The sequence below is a fragment of the Diaphorobacter sp. LI3 genome (genome assembly GCF_022807955.1).
GTDB lineage: Bacteria > Pseudomonadota > Gammaproteobacteria > Burkholderiales > Burkholderiaceae_C > Diaphorobacter > Diaphorobacter nitroreducens.
This window is the reverse complement of sequence record NZ_CP094346.1, coordinates 3612242-3630880: the sequence shown is the minus strand read 5'-3', so window position 1 is coordinate 3630880 and position 18639 is coordinate 3612242. Positions and strand designations below refer to the sequence as shown.

The 18639-nt window shown below is 66.9% G+C and carries 16 protein-coding genes; 6 read left to right on the top strand and 10 right to left on the bottom strand.

From position 1 onward, the window contains the following. Positions 1-158: 158 nt before the first annotated feature. Positions 159-2072: a bifunctional metallophosphatase/5'-nucleotidase gene (locus MRB47_RS16980; RefSeq protein ID WP_011804143.1), complete on the top strand. Its 1914-nt coding sequence runs from the start codon at positions 159-161 to the stop codon at positions 2070-2072. Between the two features lie 78 nt (positions 2073-2150). After that, the gene (locus MRB47_RS16975) at positions 2151-2645 is read left to right on the top strand and encodes a YbhB/YbcL family Raf kinase inhibitor-like protein (protein WP_011804144.1); all 495 of its coding nucleotides are present in this window, start codon (positions 2151-2153) and stop codon (positions 2643-2645) included. 268 nt (positions 2646-2913) lie between these two features. On the opposite strand, the gene MRB47_RS16970 is transcribed toward MRB47_RS16975, so the two are convergent. Continuing rightward, positions 2914-3759: a MurR/RpiR family transcriptional regulator gene (locus MRB47_RS16970; protein ID WP_088887581.1), complete on the bottom strand. Its 846-nt coding sequence runs from the start codon at positions 3757-3759 to the stop codon at positions 2914-2916. Continuing rightward, entirely contained in the window at positions 3753-5228 is a 1476-nt protein-coding gene (zwf, locus tag MRB47_RS16965) for a glucose-6-phosphate dehydrogenase (protein ID WP_088887580.1), read from the bottom strand. Before zwf ends, MRB47_RS16970 begins: the two co-directional genes overlap by 7 nt. Positions 5229-5423: 195 nt before the next feature. On the opposite strand from zwf, the gene tal reads away from it, so the two are divergent. Both tal and pgi read left to right on the top strand, forming a co-directional pair. Further along, positions 5424-6374, top strand: coding sequence for a transaldolase (gene tal / locus MRB47_RS16960; RefSeq protein WP_012655675.1), 951 nt, complete (start codon positions 5424-5426; stop codon positions 6372-6374). After that, positions 6371-7987, top strand: coding sequence for a glucose-6-phosphate isomerase (gene pgi, locus MRB47_RS16955; protein WP_252101267.1), 1617 nt, complete (start codon positions 6371-6373; stop codon positions 7985-7987). Before tal ends, pgi begins: the two co-directional genes overlap by 4 nt. A 30-nt stretch (positions 7988-8017) precedes the next feature. Here pgi and MRB47_RS16950 read toward each other — a convergent pair whose 3' ends face one another. The 7 genes from MRB47_RS16950 to metK form a co-directional block, all read right to left on the bottom strand. Continuing rightward, positions 8018-9184, bottom strand: a complete 1167-nt coding sequence (locus tag MRB47_RS16950) for a GGDEF domain-containing protein (RefSeq protein ID WP_252101266.1) — start codon at positions 9182-9184, stop codon at positions 8018-8020. A gap of 270 nt (positions 9185-9454) precedes the next feature. After that, the gene (gene groL, locus MRB47_RS16945) at positions 9455-11095 is read right to left on the bottom strand and encodes a chaperonin GroEL (protein ID WP_252101265.1); all 1641 of its coding nucleotides are present in this window, start codon (positions 11093-11095) and stop codon (positions 9455-9457) included. 90 nt (positions 11096-11185) lie between these two features. After that, positions 11186-11476: a co-chaperone GroES gene (locus MRB47_RS16940; RefSeq protein WP_011804151.1), complete on the bottom strand. Its 291-nt coding sequence runs from the start codon at positions 11474-11476 to the stop codon at positions 11186-11188. A gap of 210 nt (positions 11477-11686) precedes the next feature. Next, positions 11687-12721: a bifunctional nicotinamide-nucleotide adenylyltransferase/Nudix hydroxylase gene (locus MRB47_RS16935; RefSeq protein WP_252101264.1), complete on the bottom strand. Its 1035-nt coding sequence runs from the start codon at positions 12719-12721 to the stop codon at positions 11687-11689. 55 nt (positions 12722-12776) lie between these two features. Further along, entirely contained in the window at positions 12777-13634 is an 858-nt protein-coding gene (locus tag MRB47_RS16930) for a cysteine hydrolase (RefSeq protein WP_252101263.1), read from the bottom strand. Positions 13635-13700: 66 nt separating this feature from the next. After that, positions 13701-13886, bottom strand: coding sequence for a DUF1328 domain-containing protein (locus tag MRB47_RS16925; RefSeq protein ID WP_011804154.1), 186 nt, complete (start codon positions 13884-13886; stop codon positions 13701-13703). Positions 13887-14590: 704 nt separating this feature from the next. Next, positions 14591-15772: a methionine adenosyltransferase gene (gene metK, locus MRB47_RS16920; protein ID WP_012655683.1), complete on the bottom strand. Its 1182-nt coding sequence runs from the start codon at positions 15770-15772 to the stop codon at positions 14591-14593. Between the two features lie 132 nt (positions 15773-15904). Between metK and MRB47_RS16915 the strand changes: the two genes are divergently transcribed. Together MRB47_RS16915 and MRB47_RS16910 are read left to right on the top strand one after the other, a co-directional pair. Continuing rightward, complete coding sequence (locus tag MRB47_RS16915) at positions 15905-16780, top strand: lysophospholipid acyltransferase family protein (RefSeq protein WP_252101262.1); 876 nt, start codon at positions 15905-15907, stop codon at positions 16778-16780. Then, complete coding sequence (locus MRB47_RS16910; protein WP_011804158.1) at positions 16777-17649, top strand: lysophospholipid acyltransferase family protein; 873 nt, start codon at positions 16777-16779, stop codon at positions 17647-17649. The genes MRB47_RS16915 and MRB47_RS16910 overlap by 4 nt, the downstream gene beginning before the upstream one ends. A gap of 47 nt (positions 17650-17696) precedes the next feature. Here the strand turns inward: MRB47_RS16910 and MRB47_RS16905 are convergent, their stop codons facing one another. Beyond that, positions 17697-18626, bottom strand: coding sequence for an alpha/beta fold hydrolase (locus MRB47_RS16905; RefSeq protein WP_252101261.1), 930 nt, complete (start codon positions 18624-18626; stop codon positions 17697-17699). Positions 18627-18639: the final 13 nt, after the last annotated feature.

Below are 18639 nucleotides of genomic sequence, written 5' to 3'. Positions count from 1 at the left end.
CTAACGCTTGTACAGCAAGCGGTAAATGCTCTTTTTATGTGAGCAAAAAGGGGCCGCACGACCCCTGTTCTACGGGCGCGCGCGTGGGGCTTTCACGGCGCTGTCATCCTTGCTTCCCACCATCTCCACTCTGTAACGATTCAACAGGGAGCGAGAACATGGGTTCGTGGATGCAATGGGCCAACAAGCCCTACGGGCGGCGGGTGCGGATGGGCGCGGTGGCGCTGGCGGCGTGTGGCGTGCTGGCGGCATGCGGCGGCAACGATGACGACGAGGCCCAGCCGCTGGAACTGACCGTCCTGCACATCAACGACCACCACTCCACGCTGGACGCCAAGTCCAAGACGCTGAAGCTGTCCACGGGCGGCGCCGCGCCTGTGGACGTGGCCGTCGAAGCCGGCGGCTTTGCGCGCGTCACCGCGGCCTTCGACAGCCTGGCCAAGGCCGCGGGCGCCAACGTGCTCAAGCTGCATGCGGGCGACGCGCTCACCGGCACGCTGTACTTCAACCGCGCTGGCGCGGACGGCGAGGCCGATGCCGCGCTGATGAACACCGTGTGCTTCGACGCCTTCACGCTGGGCAACCACGAGTTCGACAAGGGTGACGCGGGCCTCAAGGGATTCCTGGACCTGCTCAAGAAAGGGTCCTGCAAGACGGCGGTGCTCAGCGCCAACGTGAAGTTCGGTGCCGGCTCGGCGCTCAACGCCACCAAGGCGCCCGGTTACGTGCAGCCTTCCACCGTGGTGGAGCGCAGCGGCCAGAAGATCGGCATCGTCGGCCTGACGATCGCCGGCAAGACCAAGGCCTCGTCCAGCCCCGACGCGGACACCACGTTCGAGGACGAAGTCACGGCGGCCCAGCGTGAGATCGACAAGCTGCGTGCCCAGAGCATCAACAAGATCATCGTCATGAGCCACGTGGGCTATGGCTACGACAAGGAAATCGCCGCCAAGCTCAGCGGCGTGGACGTGATCGTGGGCGGCGATTCGCACACGCTGCTGGGCCCCGACGCGCTCAAGACCACGGGCGTGGGCACGCCCAGTGGCGCCTATCCCACGCGCGTGACCGACAAGGACGGCAAGAACGTCTGCGTGGTGCAGGCCTGGGAATACGCGCAGGTGGTGGGCGAATTGAAGGTGCGTTTTGACGGCAAGGGCGAGGTCACGCAGTGCAGCGGCACGCCGCATGTGCTGATCGGTAGCGACTTCACCATCAACAAATTGCCCCCGACCGACGCCGAAAAGAAGGCTATCGATGCGGACGTCGCAGCCAAGGGCTTTCTGCGCGTGACGCAACCAGCCGCCGCTGCCACCACGGCGCTGCAGCCGTTCAAGGACCGCGTGGCCGTTTTCAACAAGACCAACGTGGCGGTGGTGCCGAAGGAGTTGTGCTTCCGCCGCGTGCCGGGCAATCCCGGCTCGGGCGGCTCCAGCCCCACGTGCAACGCCGAGGGCAGCGTGCATCTGCGCGGTGGCGACATCCAGCAGCTGGTGGCGCAGGCCTACGTGGACGAGGGCAATGCCAAGTACGGCGGCGCCGACATCTCGCTGCAAAGCGGCGGTGGTGTGCGCATTGCGCTGGACGGCACGGTGACAGCAGCGCAGGTGATCCAGGTGCTGCCCTTCGGCAACATGCTGTTCCGTCTGGATGTGACCGGTGCAGAGGTCAAATCCATGCTCGAAGACGGCCTGGAGGCCGTGTTCAAGGCGGGCGGATCGACCGGGCCCTATCCCTATACTGGCGGCCTGCGCTTCGATGTGAACGCCTCGGCCGCCTTCGGCCAGCGCGCCTCCGGCCTCGAAGTGCGCAACGCCGCCACCGGCACCTGGGGACCGATCGATCCGGCCAAGACCTACAGGCTCTTCGTGTTGAGCTTCAACGCCACGGGCGGCGACGGCTACAAGACGCTGGCGGCCGTGCCCGCGGCGCGGCGCCTGGACATCGGCGTGCTGGATGCCGATGTCTTCTTCAGCTACATCGACAAGCAGCCGCGCGACGCCGCTACCGGCCTGCCCGTGCTGAACCGCCTGCCGCACGAGCTCTACAGCACCAAGAGCTTCGCGGGGCAGTGACGGGACCCGTGAAGTGAACGGCGGGAATGCGCGGGCATACTGACGGTTTCCCGTCAACGAACCCCAGGAGTACCGCGCATGACCGCCTTCACCCTCACCAGTCCCGACATCGCCGACGGCAGCACCATTGCACAGAGCTTCGAGTTCGACGGCTTTGGCTGCAGCGGTCGGAACCAGTCGCCCGTGCTGCGCTGGAGCGGCGCGCCCGAGGGCACGAAGGGCTTTGCCGTGAACGTGTACGACCCCGACGCGCCCACGGGCTCGGGCTTCTGGCACTGGTATGTGATCGATCTGCCGGCTTCGGTGAGTGAGCTGCCCGCCAACGCCGGCGCCAAGGGCGGCGCCCACCTGCCGGCTGGCGCGCGCCAGATCCGCAACGACTACGGGCAGTACGCCTGGGGCGGCATGTGCCCGCCGCCGGGCGACAAGCCGCACCGCTACATCTTCACGGTGCATGCGCTGTCGGTGGAGCGTATCGATGTGCCTGACGACGCCCCCGCCGCGCTCGCCGGCTTCATGGTCAACGCCCACACCCTGGCCAAGGCGAGCTTCACCGCCACCTACGGGCGCTGAAACGGCGCTCTGAAAAAGAGAGCTGCTACCGCTTGTTATTGCTTGATTTAAGATGCTTTTCAACCTGAAATCGAAGCAGGACGGGCGGTAGCAGCTATTGTTTTTGTGCTTCCCCATAGGGCGCACGGCATGGAACTGGCGTGCCCCATCCCAGCAACCGCCGCGCAGCGGGCTTGGCCCGGGCGCTGGCGGTGTCCCCCCTCCCGTAGCGCAGCGCGTAGAGAGAGGGGGAAGCGGCGCAGGAGCGCAGCCGCTCAGGGGGGTGCCCTCAGGTATACCGCTTGGCCCGCAGGTTGTTCTTCATCTGCTGCAGCACCGGCTGCAGCGGCTCGCCGATGCGCAGCGCCACGCAGGTGGCGACCACGTCGATGATGAGCAGGTGCAGCAGGCGCGAGACCATGGGGCTGTAGCGGTCGTAGCCCTCGGGGTGGTCGGCCGCCAGGTGGATGCGGCAGGTGTGTGCCAGCGGCGAGCCGCTGGCGGTGATGGCAATGGTGGTTGCGCCGTTCTTGCGCGCGATGTCGGCTGCGTCCATCAGGTCGCGCGTGCGGCCCGAGTTGCTGATGATCACCGCGCAGTCGCCCGGGCCCAGCAGCGTGGCGCTCATCACCTGCATGTGGCCGTCGCTGGTGGAGATGCTGGTGATGCCTAGGCGAAAGAACTTGTGCTGCGCGTCCTGCGCCACGATGCCGGAGTTGCCCGCGCCGTAGAACTCGATGCGCCGCCCCGTCTGCCAGGTGCTGGCGATGGCCTCGGCCGCACGCTCCAGCGCATTGGTACTGGCGGCGTTGCGGTACTGCAGGAAGGCGGCCACGGCGTTGTCCACCACCTTCACCAGAACGTCGTTGGTCTTGTCGTCGGCGTCCACGCTGCGGTGGATGAAGGGCACGCCCTCGCTCACACTGCCGGCCAGCTTGAGCTTGAAGTCCGCCAGGCCGTCATAGCCCATGCTGCGGCAAAAGCGCACCACTGTCGGCTTGCTGACGCGCGCGCGCACGGCCAGCTCGCGCACCGGCAGGTGGGCAAAGGCGCGCGGGTCGTCCAGCACGAGCTGGGCCACGCGCTGCTCGGCGGGGGCGAGCGAGGGCAGGGAAGCGGTGATGCGGTCTAGCATTCTTCCATCCAGGTGTGTCCTTCGCGGGCCACCAGCGCGCTGGCGGCGCTGGGGCCCCAGCTGCCAGCGGCATACGGGCGCGGGCCTTCGCCACGGGCGTCCTGCTCGGCCCAGGCCTGCATGATGGGTTCCACCCAATGCCAGGCGGCTTCCTGTTCGTCGGCGCGCACGAACAGATTCAGGCGCCCGGCGATCACGTCCAGCAGCAGCCGCTCGTACGCGCCCACGCGCTGGCTGCCAAAGCGCTGGTCGAAGTCCAGGTCCAGCTGCACGGGCGCCAGCGCCTGGGCTTCGGAAATGCGCATGCCGCGCTTTTCCTGCCCCGCGGCAAACAGGTGCAGCGCCACGCCGTCGCGCGGCTGCAGGTGGATCACCAGGCGGTTGGCCGCGCCCAGCGGCGTGCGGTAGATGGCGTGGGGCGTGGGGCGGAAGTTGATGGCGATGTGTGCCTCGCGCGCGGCCAGGCGCTTGCCGGTGCGGATGTAGAACGGCACGCCCGCCCAGCGCCAATTGGCGATCTCGGTGCGCAGGGCGACGAAGGTTTCGGTGGTGCTGCCGGGCGCCACGCCGTCCTCGTCGGCATAGGCGCGCACGCCCTCGCAGGCCGTGGTGCCGGTGGAGTATTGGCCGCGCACCACGTCCTGCAGCAGCGTGGCGGGTGTCCACGTACTCAGCGAACGCAGCACCTTGAGCTTCTCATCGCGGATGGCATCGGCATGGGCGTTGATGGGCGGCTCCATGGCGATCGCGCACAGCAGCTGCAGCGCGTGGTTCTGCACCATGTCGCGCAGCGCGCCGGTCTGGTCGTAGAAGGCGCCACGCTGCTCCACGCCCAACTGCTCGGCCATGGTGATCTCGATGCTGGCGACGGTCTCGCGCCGCCATAGGGGTTCGAACAGCGCGTTGCCAAAGCGCAGCGCCAGCAGGTTTTGTACCGAGGGCTTGCCCAGGTAGTGGTCGATGCGGAAGATCTGCCGTTCGTCGAACACGCTGCGCACCGCGGCGTTGATGGCACGGTTGGAAGCCAAATCGTGCCCCAGGGGCTTTTCCAGCACCACGCGGGTGGCGGGCGTCGCCAGGCCGGCAGCGCCGAGCTGCTCGCAGACGGTGGTGAACAGCGCGGGCGCGGTGGCCAGGTACATCACCACCGTGTCGGCGTGGCGCTCGCGCAGGCGCCGCGCCAGCAGGGCGTAATCCTCTGGCTGGGACAGATCCATGCGCTGGTACTGCAACAGCGCGGCAAAGCGTTCGAATTCTTCGTCGCTGGGGCGCTTTTCTCCCTCCACATCGGCAAAGCGCCGGGCAATCAGCGCGCGGTAGTCGTCGTCGCTCAGCGCGTCGCGCGCCACGCCGATGATGCGTCCCTGCGGCGGCAGCGACCCGTGGCGAAAGGCCTGGAACAAGGCAGGCAGCAGCTTGCGCCAGGCGAGGTCGCCCGTGCCGCCGAAGAGGACCAGATCAAAGCTCATGAGCCAGCTGCGGTGATGTGTGGAGGGTTGATCGATGGGAAAACGGTGCCTGCTTGTGCTCCGTATCCAGTGCACGATGTTATCGAGTTTCATGGTCGGCATTGACCGACACGGGGCGGGCCGTGGCCGCGCATACACTTGCCGGTTACGCGCCGGGGCTGGGCTCCCCGCGCCTTTCTCCCTGGACAACACGCCATGAACCAACTCGACGCGCTCAAGCAGTACACCACCGTGGTGGCCGATACCGGCGATTTCAAGCAGCTGGCCCAGTTCCAGCCGCAAGACGCCACCACCAATCCTTCGCTGATCCTCAAGGCCGTGCAAAAGCCCGAGTACGCGCCGCTGCTCAAGGACTGCGTGACGCGCTGGCATGGCCGCGCCATCGACGAGTTGATGGACCGCCTGATCGTGCGTTTCGGCTGCGAGATCCTGTCGATCATCCCCGGTCGCGTGTCCACCGAGGTGGATGCACGCCTGTCGTTCGATACCGCGGCGACCGTGGCGCGTGCGGAGCGCATCGTGGAGCTGTACCAGGCCGAAGGGCTGCACATCGACCGCGTGCTCATCAAGATCGCCGCCACGTGGGAGGGCATCCAGGCCGCGCGCCAACTGGAGCAGCGCGGCATCCACACCAACCTTACGCTGCTGTTTTCGTTTGCACAGGCGGTGGCCTGTGGTCAGGCGAAGGTGCAGCTCATTTCGCCTTTCGTCGGACGCATTTACGACTGGTACAAGAAGCAGGCCGGCGCAAACTGGGACGAGGCCGCCATGGCTGGCGCCAATGACCCGGGCGTGCAGTCCGTGCGCGCCATCTACAACCATTACAAGCACTTCGGCATCGGCACCGAGGTCATGGGTGCGAGTTTTCGCAACACCGGGCAGATCGTCGCGCTGGCGGGCTGCGACCTGCTGACCATTGCCCCCGAACTGCTGGCCCAACTGGCCGCCAGCGATGCACCGGTGGCACGCGTGCTCGACCCCGAGGCGGCACGCCGCGTTGCGCTGCAACCCGTGCAGTACGACGAGGCGGGCTTTCGCTATGCGCTCAATGCCGACGCCATGGCCACCGAGAAGCTGGCTGAAGGCATCCGCGCATTTGCGGCGGACGCGGCCAAGCTGGAACAACTGATGCAAGCCGCTGCATGAATTTTGACGATCCCCGCACCCGCTGCGACCACACGACCGCGTGGCAGCGCCTGCGTGCCCATTACGAAAGCGCCGGCCGCAGCTTCGACCTGCGCTCCGCATTTGCGCAGGATGCGCAGCGTTTCGAGCGCTTTAGCCAGGACGCTCCGCATGTGTTTGCGGACCTGTCCAAGAACCTGATCGACGCGCCCACCGAAGCGCTGCTGCTGCAGCTGGCGCGTGAATGCGGCGTGGTGGCCTATCGCGATGCGATGTTCGAGGGCCTGCCGATCAACAACACCGAGCAGCGCGCGGTGATGCATTGGTTGTTGCGAAAACCGGCTCCAGGGCATACAGGTCAAGCGCAAGCAGCTATCGATACAGTAGCGCCTGAAATCGCCTCTGCCTTGCACGACGTGCACGCCACGCTGCAGGACATGCTGGCCCTCGCCGAGCGCGTGCGCGCTGACGACGGCATCACCGACATCGTGAACATCGGCATCGGCGGCTCGGACCTGGGGCCGGCGATGGTGGTCAAGGCACTGGACGACCTGCGCCACCCGGGCAAGCGCCTGCACTTCATCTCCAACGTGGACGGCATGGAGCTGGGCAGCCTGTTGCGCCAGCTGCGGCCCGAAAGCACGCTGTTCCTCATTGCGTCGAAGACCTTCACCACCGCCGAGACCATGTCCAACGCACAGGCGGCGCGTGCATGGTTCCTGGACCAAGGCGGCAGCGAGGACGCGCGGGCGCGGCTGCCGCTGGCGCGCCATTTCTATGCACTGACGACCAACCTGGAAGCGGCGGCGCAGTTCGGCATCACCACCACGCTGGGCTTCTGGGACTGGGTGGGCGGACGCTATTCGCTGTGGTCCGCCATCGGGCTGCCGATTGCCATTGCCGTGGGCGCGCCGCACTTTCGCGCACTGCTGGCGGGTGCACATGCGATGGACGAGCATTTCCGCACCGCGCCGTTGGAATCCAACCTGCCCGTGCGGCTGGCGCTGCTGGACCTGTGGTACCGCAATTTCCACGGCTTCTCCAGCCGCAGCATGGCACCTTATAGCCATGGCCTGCGCCGCCTGCCGGCGTACCTGCAGCAATTGGAGATGGAGAGCAACGGCAAGGGGGTGGATGCGCACGGCCAGCCGCTGCCCTATGCCACTTCTCCCGTGGTTTGGGGCGAGCCGGGCACCAATGGTCAGCATGCGTTCTTTCAGATGATCCACCAGGGGCCCGACACCGTGCCCGTGGAGTTCATCGCGCTGCGCGAGCCGGGGCGTGATTTGCCGGACCAGCACCCGCGTCTGGTGGCCAACGCTTTGGCCCAGGCACGGGCGCTGATGATGGGACGGCCCGAAGAGGCCGACGGCCACCGGCGCTTCAGCGGCAACCGGCCGAGCACATTTCTGCTGCTGGAGCGTCTGGACCCGGCGTCGCTGGGCGCGCTGATCGCGCTGTACGAGCACCGCGTGTTCACCAGCGGGGCGCTCTGGGGCATCAACAGCTTCGATCAGTGGGGTGTGGAACTGGGCAAAGGCATCGCCAAGGACCTGGAGCCGCGTCTGGCCACGGGTGATGTGCAGGGGCTGGACCCGTCCAGCGCGGGGCTGTTGCGCCGTCTGGCGGCCTGAAACGGGGTGCGCTTCCCGCTCTGACGGGGCTCAGGCGCGCGCTGCCTGGGGCATGGCCGGCGCATCATCTAGAGGCGCCGGCTGGAGTTCTGGAGCCAGGGCGACCCGGTTGCGGCCCTGGTCCTTGGCGGCGTAGAGCGCCTGGTCGGCACGCTCCAGCGTTTCCTGGGGTGACGAATGGGGCAGGTGCAGCGCCAGGCCGGCGGACATGCTCAGGCGCAGGCCCGGCGGTGCGTTGGGCACGGGCAGGGCAGCGATGGCTTCGCGCGTGCGCTCCAGCAGGGTCTGGGCGCTGCGTGGCTCGATGTCGCTGAGCAGCAGCAGGAACTCGTCGCCGCCCCAGCGCGCCAGCACATCGGTTTCGCGCACATTGGCGCGCAGGGCGTCGGCGAACACCCGCAGCACATGGTCGCCCATGGCGTGGCCGTGGTGGTCGTTGACGCGCTTGAAATGGTCCACATCGATCATGGCGAACAACAACGTGCCCTGCCCGCGACGGCGCCGCCGGCACTCCAGCTGGATCAGCTCGACCATGGCGCGGCGGTTGTACAGGCCCGTGAGCTCGTCGCGCATGGCCAGCGCCCGGTTTTCCGCGAGGGCTTCGGCCAGCGCCACACGTTGTCGGTCCAGGCGCTGGCGCATCTGCTGCACGCGCAGGTTCACCACCATGCACCCGGCCAGCACGATCAGGATCATGGCTGCGTAGGCGCCATCCATGACGTCGAATGTTGTTGCGTAGAAACGCGGCGAGACGACCACCGCCACCGAGAACGCCGCCATCGCGTAGAGCCCGATGCCCACGACCTGGCGCGGCGACAGGCCCAGCGCACCGAAGAACAGGATCATGGCCAGCACGGAGGGCACCACGCCTCGGCCTTCCCCTGCCAGCACGTAAGCCACGGCGCTGCTGGTGATGGTCCACGCCATTTGCACCAGGGTCAGAGACGGATCGCGCAGCCGCTCGGACCAGCCGGTGCGGATCAGCAGCGTGATGACTGCGAGCCCCCCCACCGAAAGCGCCGCCCACCACCGCACAGCGTCCAGGTGGTGGTTTGCGCTGGGGTGATGCAGCAACAGCATTACCAGGGCGCTGGAGCTCATCAGCAGCAGCGCGAGCAGCGCCATGCCGACGCGCACACGCCGGTAGGGGTCGCGGGAGAGGAGGCGGGGAAAGAGACGGCGAGGGGTCGTGTGCATGGCGGAGGCTCCTGCGAAGGGCCGTGCGATGGCGGTACGGCCAGAGTGAACCGCTAGCAATATATTACTACTATTTACATATAAATACAATTATGCAAGGAGCGCAAAGCTTGCTTTTGTGTAGGGGTATTGGGGAAAGGCGGGCCAGATCCGCGCGCAGTGCGCCGCGGAAGGTCGCCCGCCACACACGCAGGCGAAAAAAAACCCGCAAGCACTGCTTGCGGGTTGGGTGCTGCCTGCGCCTTCAGGGCGCAGGCAGGGTCCTGGCAATTACATGCCCATGTCACCCATGCCGCCCATGCCGCCGGGCATGGCGGGGACTGCGGACTCGTCCTTCGGCGCCTCGGCCACCATGGCTTCGGTCGTCAGCAGCAGCGAGGCCACGGAAGCGGCGTTCTGCAGGGCCGTGCGGGTCACCTTGGTGGGGTCGAGGATGCCCATTTCCAGCATGTCGCCGTAGGTGTCGTTGGCTGCGTTGAAGCCGTAGTTGCCCTTGCCGTTCAGCACTTCGTTCACGACCACCGACGGTTCGCCACCGGCGTTGGCCACGATCTCGCGCAGGGGCGCTTCGACAGCCTTCAGCACCAGCTTGATGCCGGCGTCCTGCTCAGGGTTGCCGGTGGACAGGTTGCCCACGGCCTGCTTGGCGCGCAGCAGTGCCACGCCGCCGCCGGCCACGATGCCTTCTTCCACGGCAGCGCGGGTGGCGTGCAGGGCGTCTTCCACGCGGGCCTTCTTTTCCTTCATCTCGACTTCGGTGGCAGCGCCCACCTTGATCACGGCCACGCCGCCGGCCAGCTTGGCCACGCGCTCTTGCAGCTTCTCACGGTCGTAGTCGCTGGTGGCTTCCTCGATCTGGATGCGGATCTGCTTCACGCGGGCTTCGATGTCGGCAGCGGCACCAGCACCGTCGATGATGGTGGTGTTTTCCTTGCCCACTTCGATGCGCTTGGCCTGGCCCAGGTCGGCCAGCGTCACCTTCTCCAGCGTCAGGCCCACTTCCTCGGCGATCACCTTGCCGCCCGTCAGGATGGCGATGTCTTCCAGCATGGCCTTGCGGCGGTCGCCGAAGCCGGGCGCCTTCACGGCCACGACCTTCAGGATGCCGCGGATGGTGTTCACCACCAGCGTTGCCAGGGCTTCGCCTTCGACATCTTCAGCAATGATCAGCAGAGGACGGCCAGCCTTGGCCACTTGCTCCAGCGTGGGCAGCAGGTCACGGATGTTGCTGATCTTCTTGTCGAACAGCAGCACGAAGGGGTTGTCCAGGATCGCGGACTGCTTCTCGGGGTTGTTGATGAAGTAGGGCGACAGGTAGCCGCGGTCGAACTGCATGCCTTCCACGACTTCCAGCTCGTTTTCCAGCGACTTGCCGTCTTCCACGGTGATCACGCCTTCCTTGCCCACCTTGTCCATGGCGTCGGCAATGATCTTGCCCACGGACTCGTCGGAGTTGGCGGAGATCGAACCCACCTGGGCGATTTCCTTGGAGGTGGTCGTGGCCTTGGAGGCCTTCTTCAGCTCTTCCACCAGGGCCGCCACGGCCTTGTCGATGCCGCGCTTGAGGTCCATGGGGTTCAGGCCGGCGGCCACGTACTTGGAGCCTTCGCGCACGATGGCCTGGGCCAGCACGGTGGCGGTGGTGGTGCCGTCACCAGCGATGTCGTTGGTCTTGGAAGCCACTTCCTTCACGAGCTGCGCGCCCATGTTCTGCAGCTTGTCTTTCAGTTCGATTTCCTTGGCCACGGACACGCCGTCCTTGGTCACCGTGGGGGCGCCGAACGAGCGCTCCAGCACCACGTTGCGGCCCTTGGGGCCCAGGGTCACCTTGACCGCGTTGGCCAGGATGTTCACGCCTTCAACCATGCGAGCGCGGGCTTCGCCGCCGAACACTACGTCTTTTGCTGCCATTTTTGGCTCCTACAAATTTGAATCAAATGGGCTGCCAACGCTGGTCTATCAAGCGCAGGCAGCTATGAAAAATGAGTTGACCAGAAGGGATTACTTCTCGACGACCGCGAACAGGTCGTCTTCCTTCATCACCAGCAGCTCGTCGCCATTGACCTTCACGGTCTGGCCGCTGTATTTGCCGAACAGCACGCGGTCGCCGACCTTCACGTTCAGGGCGATCAGCTCGCCCTTGTCGTTCTTCTTGCCAGGGCCAACGGCCAGCACTTCGCCTTGATCGGGCTTTTCCGCAGCGTTGTCGGGGATCACGATGCCCGAGGCGGTCGTGGTTTCGCTTTCGATACGTTTGACGATCACGCGATCGTGCAGGGGGCGAAGATTCATTGCATCTCTCCTGATAACAAAAAGGATTGCGACATCAAACAACGCGCCCTCAACGCGGGCGCAGGGAACTGACACAGCGGTGTTGTTAGCACTCATCTGTTTCGAGTGCTAATGATAGAGGCATTCGTGACAGTTTCAAGGCCGCAGTGTCGGCAGGGCCTGCGATCAAGGTGCGGAAGTGCGGAGGGCAGCCGCACTTCTCCGGCCGCCTCAGTGGACTGTGAGGCGCAAGAAGTGGTCCAGCATGTGAAAGTGGTCTTCAAAGAACGCTTCTTCCATGCCCGCGAGCCGGTCGATGGCCACCCACTCGGCATGCGCCGCGTCGTCAGCCGCCTGCACCGGGGGCAGCGGAGCGTCCTGCAGGTCGAAGTAGTGCGCGTGGGTGATGGTGCGGCCGCGTTGGCTGCGGTCGGGGTGGTCGAACACCGTCACACTGCGCAGCGCCGCGCGCAGCGTGGCCTCGGGCAGGGCGCAATTCGTTTCCTCTGCCAGTTCACGCAGGCAGGACTGCCACAGCGTCTCGCGTTGTTCGATGAAGCCGCCGGGCACCGCCAGCAGGCCACGCCCTGGTGCGTTGGCGCGGCGGATGAGTAGCACGTGGTCCTGGCAGCGCAGTACCGCGTCCACGGTCACGAACACGGGCGGGTAGGGCGCCGTTGCCCAGGCGGCGCGGTAACCGCGCAGCATCTGCCATTCCTGCTGCAGTGTGGCGAAGTGCGGCGTGTGGGCGAATTGCTCCAACAGCGCTTGCGTGGCGGGCGGCAGCATGGGCGCCAGCGGCTGCAGCGCATGGGCCACGGTGGCGGGTGTGGCGCCGAAGTAGGCGTCGCGGATGGCGGTCGCGTCGATGCGGCCCTGGCGCTCCATGCGTATCAATTCCCAGCCCGGAAAGGCGCTGAGGTAGCTGCTCGTGGCGTCCTTGAAATGGCCGACCAGTCCCACGCGCGCCTGCGGCGGGCTGTGGCGCGCCACCGCGTTGCGCACGGCTTCCACCCACACCGCCTCGTTGTAGTAGTCGCGCACCGGCAGCACGGTGAGGCGCGTGCGGTCGCCCTCGGGCAGAGCACCGCGCAGCATGGCTTCGCGTTCGTGCCAGGTGAACGGGTTCTTGGGTGTGCGCGCCTGGAAGGCCGAGCCGACGATGACGATGACCTGCCGCGCCTGTACCAGCGCTTCGCGCAGCAGGGCGAGATGGCCGGTGTGGACGGGCTCGAAGCGGCCGATGAGGATGGCGGTGTCGTACATGCGGCGATTCGTGTGTTCTCAAAAAAGTGAGCTGCTCGCGCTTGATGGATAAGCGCTAGAGGCAAATTTCGCTTGAAGTCGCCAGCCGTGCACCCTGGGCGTGCATCGCCTCCAGGAAGGCCTCATGCTGCGCCTCGAAGCCGGCCACGGGGCTCATGCAATCGGTGAGCAGCACCAGACGCCGCGGGCTCCACCCGGGGTGCAGGCGGGCCAGGTGCTGGATGATGTGCTCGGTGGTGGCGCGCACGCAGTGGCTGCTGGCCTCGCCTGCGATGAGCAGCAGGTCTGCGCTGGCCAATTGGTCCAGCAGATGGGTGTTCAGGGCGGTGTGCGGGTCGGCCGCGTCGGGTACTTCGGCCTGTACGGCGCTGTAGTGCTCGGTCCAGGGGCTCATGCCCTTGAAGACGGACTGTACGGCGCGCACGCGATGCGCCTGCCAGTCGCTGCACGCGGCCAGCACGTCGGTATGCACGCCATGGCCCCAGCTGCCGATTTCGCAATGCACGGGCCAGACCATGAGGGTGTAACGGCCCTGGGTTTCCAACGTGTCCAGGTAGTCCAGTGTGCGCGCCAGCGCGGCAGGGTCACGCGGCGCAAACGCACCCGCGCGGACCTGCGCAGCGGTGATGGCGGTGAAGGGCGCCACCGCGCCCCCGTCGCTGCGCTGCCAGTAGGCGGGGTGCGCCACGTCGTACCGCTGGTGCGAGTCGAGGGTGACAGTGATGTGGTCGATACCTGCCCCCTGCGCGCGGATGAACGCTGCCAGGCGCTGCATGTCCGCATGCGCGCCGGGAACGGGCAGCGCCGGGGCGGTTACCGCGCCGCCATGGGGATCGCGCGAGTGCCACGCGGCGGGCAGATCGCAGAAGTCGTTCTGAGGATCAATGGCGAGCAGGTGGACGGTGCGGGTCATGGCGCGGATGCGAGCGTGCAGGGCCTGCAGTGTAGGCAACTGCGGGGCCGCATCCGGCCGGCACCGCTATTTGATGGCTTTGCGCGCGGCCCCGATACCCAGCAGCGCGAGCACCACGAACAGCACGGCCAATACCAGGAACACCACGAACAGCACCTTGGCGATGGCGGCCGAGCCAGCGGCCACGCCGGTGAACCCGAGCGCGCCGGCAATGAGCGAAATGATGGCGAAGATGATCGCGTACTTGAGCATGGGATAGGCCTCCTTGGGATGGGCCGCCGGCGGGTGCGGCGGCTGGGCACCAGAGTAGGGGCGCCGGCGCAGGCACTCCGTCATCTGGCGAAACCGCAGCGTGTAGGAGGGTGTTGACAGTGCTGCCGGTTATCGCAGCGCATGCAGTGCCACGCCGCCGGCGATCGGCAGCAGCACGGCGCCCGTGCGTTCTGTGGCGGCCATCCGCAGAACCCATCCCAGCATGATGGCAACCGTCCAGGCGCTGTACAGCCGCTGCAGCACAGGCGGCGTGCCCGCCAGCAGCAGGAACAGGTTGGCGTGAACAGCGCATTCTCAGGCAGCCTGGACGCGGGGGGCAGGGGGTGTATTGGAAAAAATGGCGTCTGCAAGTGCATACATGCGCGGCCTTGCCCAGCAGGGCATCGCTGCGGCCCTGCAGCAGGCCGCCGCCCTTAGCGCCGAGAATCTCCCGGCGCAGCCGCCACGCGTTCGCGCAATGCGTTGTGGAAGTGGCGCTGGTCCTCAAAGCCCAGTTCCTGCGCCACCGTGGCCGGCGCACCTCCAGCGGCCAGCAGCGCGCGCGGCGTTGATACCCGCGCCTGCACAGGCTTACAAGCCGGCCGCTTGGCGCCGCGCGGCGGCGTACTGGTCTGCGTTCACAACGCGGCGGGATATGAACTCCGCCCCCAAGCTCAGTGATTGCCTGGACGCAGACGTGGGGTTCATAGCCCCGCCGCTGCACGCAGCGCGGCAGCCTTGTCCGTCCTCTCCCAGGTGAACTCGGGTTCCTCGCGGCCAAAGTGGCCGTAGGCGGCGGTCTTCGCGTAGATGGGGCGCAGCAGGTCCAGCATCTGGATGATGCCCTTGGGGCGCAGGTCGAAGTGCTCCTGCACCAGCTGGGCGATCTGGTCGTCGGGGATCACGCCGGTGCCCTCGGTGTACACGGTGATGTTCATCGGGCGCGCCACGCCGATGGCATAAGCCACCTGGATCTGGCACTGGCGCGCCAGGCCGGCGGCCACGATGTTCTTGGCCACGTAGCGCGCAGCGTAGGCGGCGCTGCGGTCCACCTTCGTTGGATCCTTGCCGCTGAATGCGCCGCCGCCGTGCGGGCAGGCGCCGCCGTAGGTGTCCACGATGATCTTGCGGCCCGTCAGGCCGCAGTCGCCCTGCGGCCCGCCGATGACGAAGCGACCCGTGGGGTTGATGAGGTACTTGGTGTCCTGCAGCCATTCCTTGGGCAGCACCGGCTTGATGATCTCCTCGATGATGGCCTCGGTGAAGCTGGCCTTCATCTTGGTAGCCGTCTCGCTCTGGTCGGGGCTGTGCTGGGTGGAGAGCACCACGGTGTCGATGCTGTGGGGCTTGCCGTCCACGTAGCGCATGGTCACCTGGCTCTTGGCGTCCGGGCGCAGGAAGGGCAGGCGGCCGTCCTTGCGCAACTGGGCCTGGCGCTCGACCAGGCGGTGCGCGTAGTAGATGGGCGCGGGCATCAGTTCGGGCGTCTCGTCGCAGGCGTAGCCGAACATCAAGCCCTGGTCGCCCGCGCCGGTGTTCAGGTGGTCGTCGCTGGCGTGGTCCACGCCCTGGGCGATGTCGTTGGACTGCTTGTCGTAGGCCACGAGCACTGCGCAGCCCTTGTAGTCGATGCCGTACTCGGTGTTGTCGTAGCCGATGCGCTTGATGGTGTCGCGCGCCACCTGGATGTAGTCCACGTGTGCGTTGGTGGTGATCTCGCCGGCCAGCACTACCAGGCCGGTGTTGGTCAGCGTCTCGGCTGCCACGCGGCTGCGGGGGTCTTGCGTGAAGATCGCGTCCAGGATGGCGTCGGAGATCTGGTCCGCCACCTTGTCGGGGTGGCCCTCAGAGACCGATTCGGACGTGAAGAGGAAATCGTTCGCCATTTGAATAAACTCCGTGTTGTCAGCATTTGGGCGTTGCCCAGAGCCTCATGGAGCCTCGGCGAACGCTTTAGCAGTTGTGTTTAACGTCGCCCTGCAAGTTGCTCATTTAACTCGGCGACGACCGTCATTGTAATGTCATCCCTCTTTCGGCTCGTTTCCGCGCTGCCCTTGTGGTTGCTGCATGTCATTGGCGCGGCGCTTGGCTGGGTGGCGTTTTGCGCATCGCCCACCTACCGCCGCCGCTTCATCGACAACGCCGCGCGCGCGGGCTATGCCTTGCGTGACGTGCGTGCGGCCATAGCGCACGCAGGGCGCATGGTGGCTGAGGCGCCGCATCTGTGGCTGCGGCCCGAGCCGCCGGCCTGCGAGATACGCGGGGCCGAATGCGTGCAACGGGCCTGGTGCCAAGGCCGCGGCATCGTGTTCCTCACGCCGCACATCGGTTGTTTCGAGTTGTCGGTGCAGGCGGCGGCGCGGCGCTGGTCGCCGGAGCACGGCCCCATCACCATCCTGTACCGGCCCGCGCGCCAGCGCTGGCTGGCCGAGGTGATGCAGACCGCGCGCAACCGCCCCGGCATCCAGGCCGTGCCCACCACGTTGCAGGGCGTGCGCCAGATGATCAAGGCGCTGCGGCGCGGCGAGGCGGTGGGCCTGCTGCCTGACCAGGTGCCGCCGCAGGGGCTGGGGGTGTGGTCGCCGTTCTTCGGCCGCCCGGCCTACACCATGACGCTGGCTGCGCGCCTGGTGCAGCAGACCGGTGCGGCGGTGATCCTGGCGCGGTGCGAGCGCCTGCCACGCGGGCGCGGCTATGTGCTGCACCTGGAGGATTTGCCCCAGCCGCTGGCGCCTACACTCGACGCGGCCGTGCTGCAGCTCAACCAAGCCATGGAATACCTCATCCGCCAAAGCCCCGACCAATACCTGTGGGGCTACGCCCGCTACAAGCAGCCCCGCGCGGAGATGCATACCTCTGCCGGGGCCGATGCGCCGCCGGAGGGCCGCGCATGATGGCGCGCGCGGGCATCGCGCTGCTGAATCTGCTGGGCCGCCTGCCGCTGCCGGCGCTGCGCGCGCTGGGGCGGTTCATCGGCCGGGTGCTGTTCGTGCTGGCCGTGCCGCGGCGCAGGGTGGCGCTGCGCAACCTGGCCCTGTGCTTCCCGGAGGTGCCCGAGTCGCAGCGCCGCGCGTGGGCGCGCGAGTCCTTCGTGGTGTTCTGCCAGACCTTCCTGGACCGCGGCTGGTTGTGGTCGGGCTCCGAGGCGCTGGTGCGCAGCCGCGTGAAGCTGGTGGGCGCGCTGCATGAGCTGGAAGGCGACACGCCGACCATCGTCTTCGCGCCGCACTTCTACAGCATGGACGCAGGCGGCCTCGCCTTGCCGCTGAACACGCGGCGTGAGTTCACCTCGATCTTCGCCACCAACCCCGACCCGGTGCTGGACGCATGGTTCATGGCGGGCCGCCAGCGCTTTGGCAACGTGCGCATGCTCAACCGCGCCGACGGCGTGAAACCCATCATCTCGTGCCTGCGCAAGGGCGGGCTGCTGTACCTGCTGCCCGACATGGACTACGGCAGGAACGACTCGGTGTTCGTGCCCTTCTTCGCCATGCCGGACGCGGCCACCATCCCGTCACTGTCGCGCTTTGCGCGCCTGGGGCGCGCCAAGGTGGTGGCGCTGTACAGCCGCATGACGCCCGAGGGCTACGTGGCCGAGCTGACCCCCGCCTGGGACCACTTTCCCACCGAGGACCATGTGGCCGACACGGCTCGCATGAACCGCGAACTGGAAGCCGCCATCCGCACCATGCCCGCGCAGTACTACTGGGTGCACAAGCGCTTCAAGACCCGCCCCGAGGGGCAGGATTCGGTGTATCAGTAAAAAAATGGCTATAGCGCTTATCTGGTAAGCGCCAACAGCTACGAAAATCATAGTGCCTGGCGAAGAAAATCCGCCAGGGTGTCGCGCACCAGCCCCGGCTGCTCGTGCACCACCCAGTGCGTGGCGCCTGGCACTTGCTGCACCTGCAGGCGTGGCACCCAGGCTTGGAGCCCGTGCAGCAGACCGGGCAGCAACGCGGGGTCGTCCATGCCCCACAGCACTTGCGTGGGTACGGACACCTGCAGCATGTCGGCGGGCAGCGTGAGGGAGCGGATGTCCGGCGTCCCGTCGTCCTGGGAAGACGAGGGCAGCGGCGGCCGCAGCGGACTGGCACGGTAGTAGTTGCAAGGCCCGGCAAGCCCCGCAGCCCACTGCGCGCGGTAGTGCGCGCGCAGTGCAGGGGTGAGCCAGCCGGGCGCGCTGCCATCGGCGCGGCGAAAGAAGCCGAACAGGCGCGCGAAATCGTTCTCGGCCAGCAGCGACTCGGCATCGTGGCGGCACAGGAAGTGCATGTACGCACTGGCCTCCTGCTGTGCGGCACTGCCCTGCAACTCGCGCAATAGGGCGCCAGGGTGAGGCGCGTTGATGACCATCAGGCGCTTGAGCAGTCCGGGATGCTGGTTGGCCAGGTTCCAGGCCACGGCCCCGCCCCAGTCGTGTGCCACCAGCGCCGCCAGCGGCGTGCCGGCACCGGCTTCCTGGGCGATCAGCGCGGCGATGTCCTGCACCAGATGTTTGGGGCGGTAGGCCTCTATTGCAGCCGGCGCGCTGGAGGGTGCATAGCCGCGCAGCCAGGGCGCCACGCAGCGGTAGCCGCCGTGTGCCGGATCGGCGAAATGGCCCAGCAGCGCATCCCAGATGAACGCGCCTTCGGGAAAGCCGTGCAGGAACAGCAACACCGGGCGCCCTGGCATGCCGGCCACGCGGCAGTGCAGCGTGATGCCGTGCGGCAGTGTGTGGGTGATCGTCTCCGCCATACGCTACGCCTTT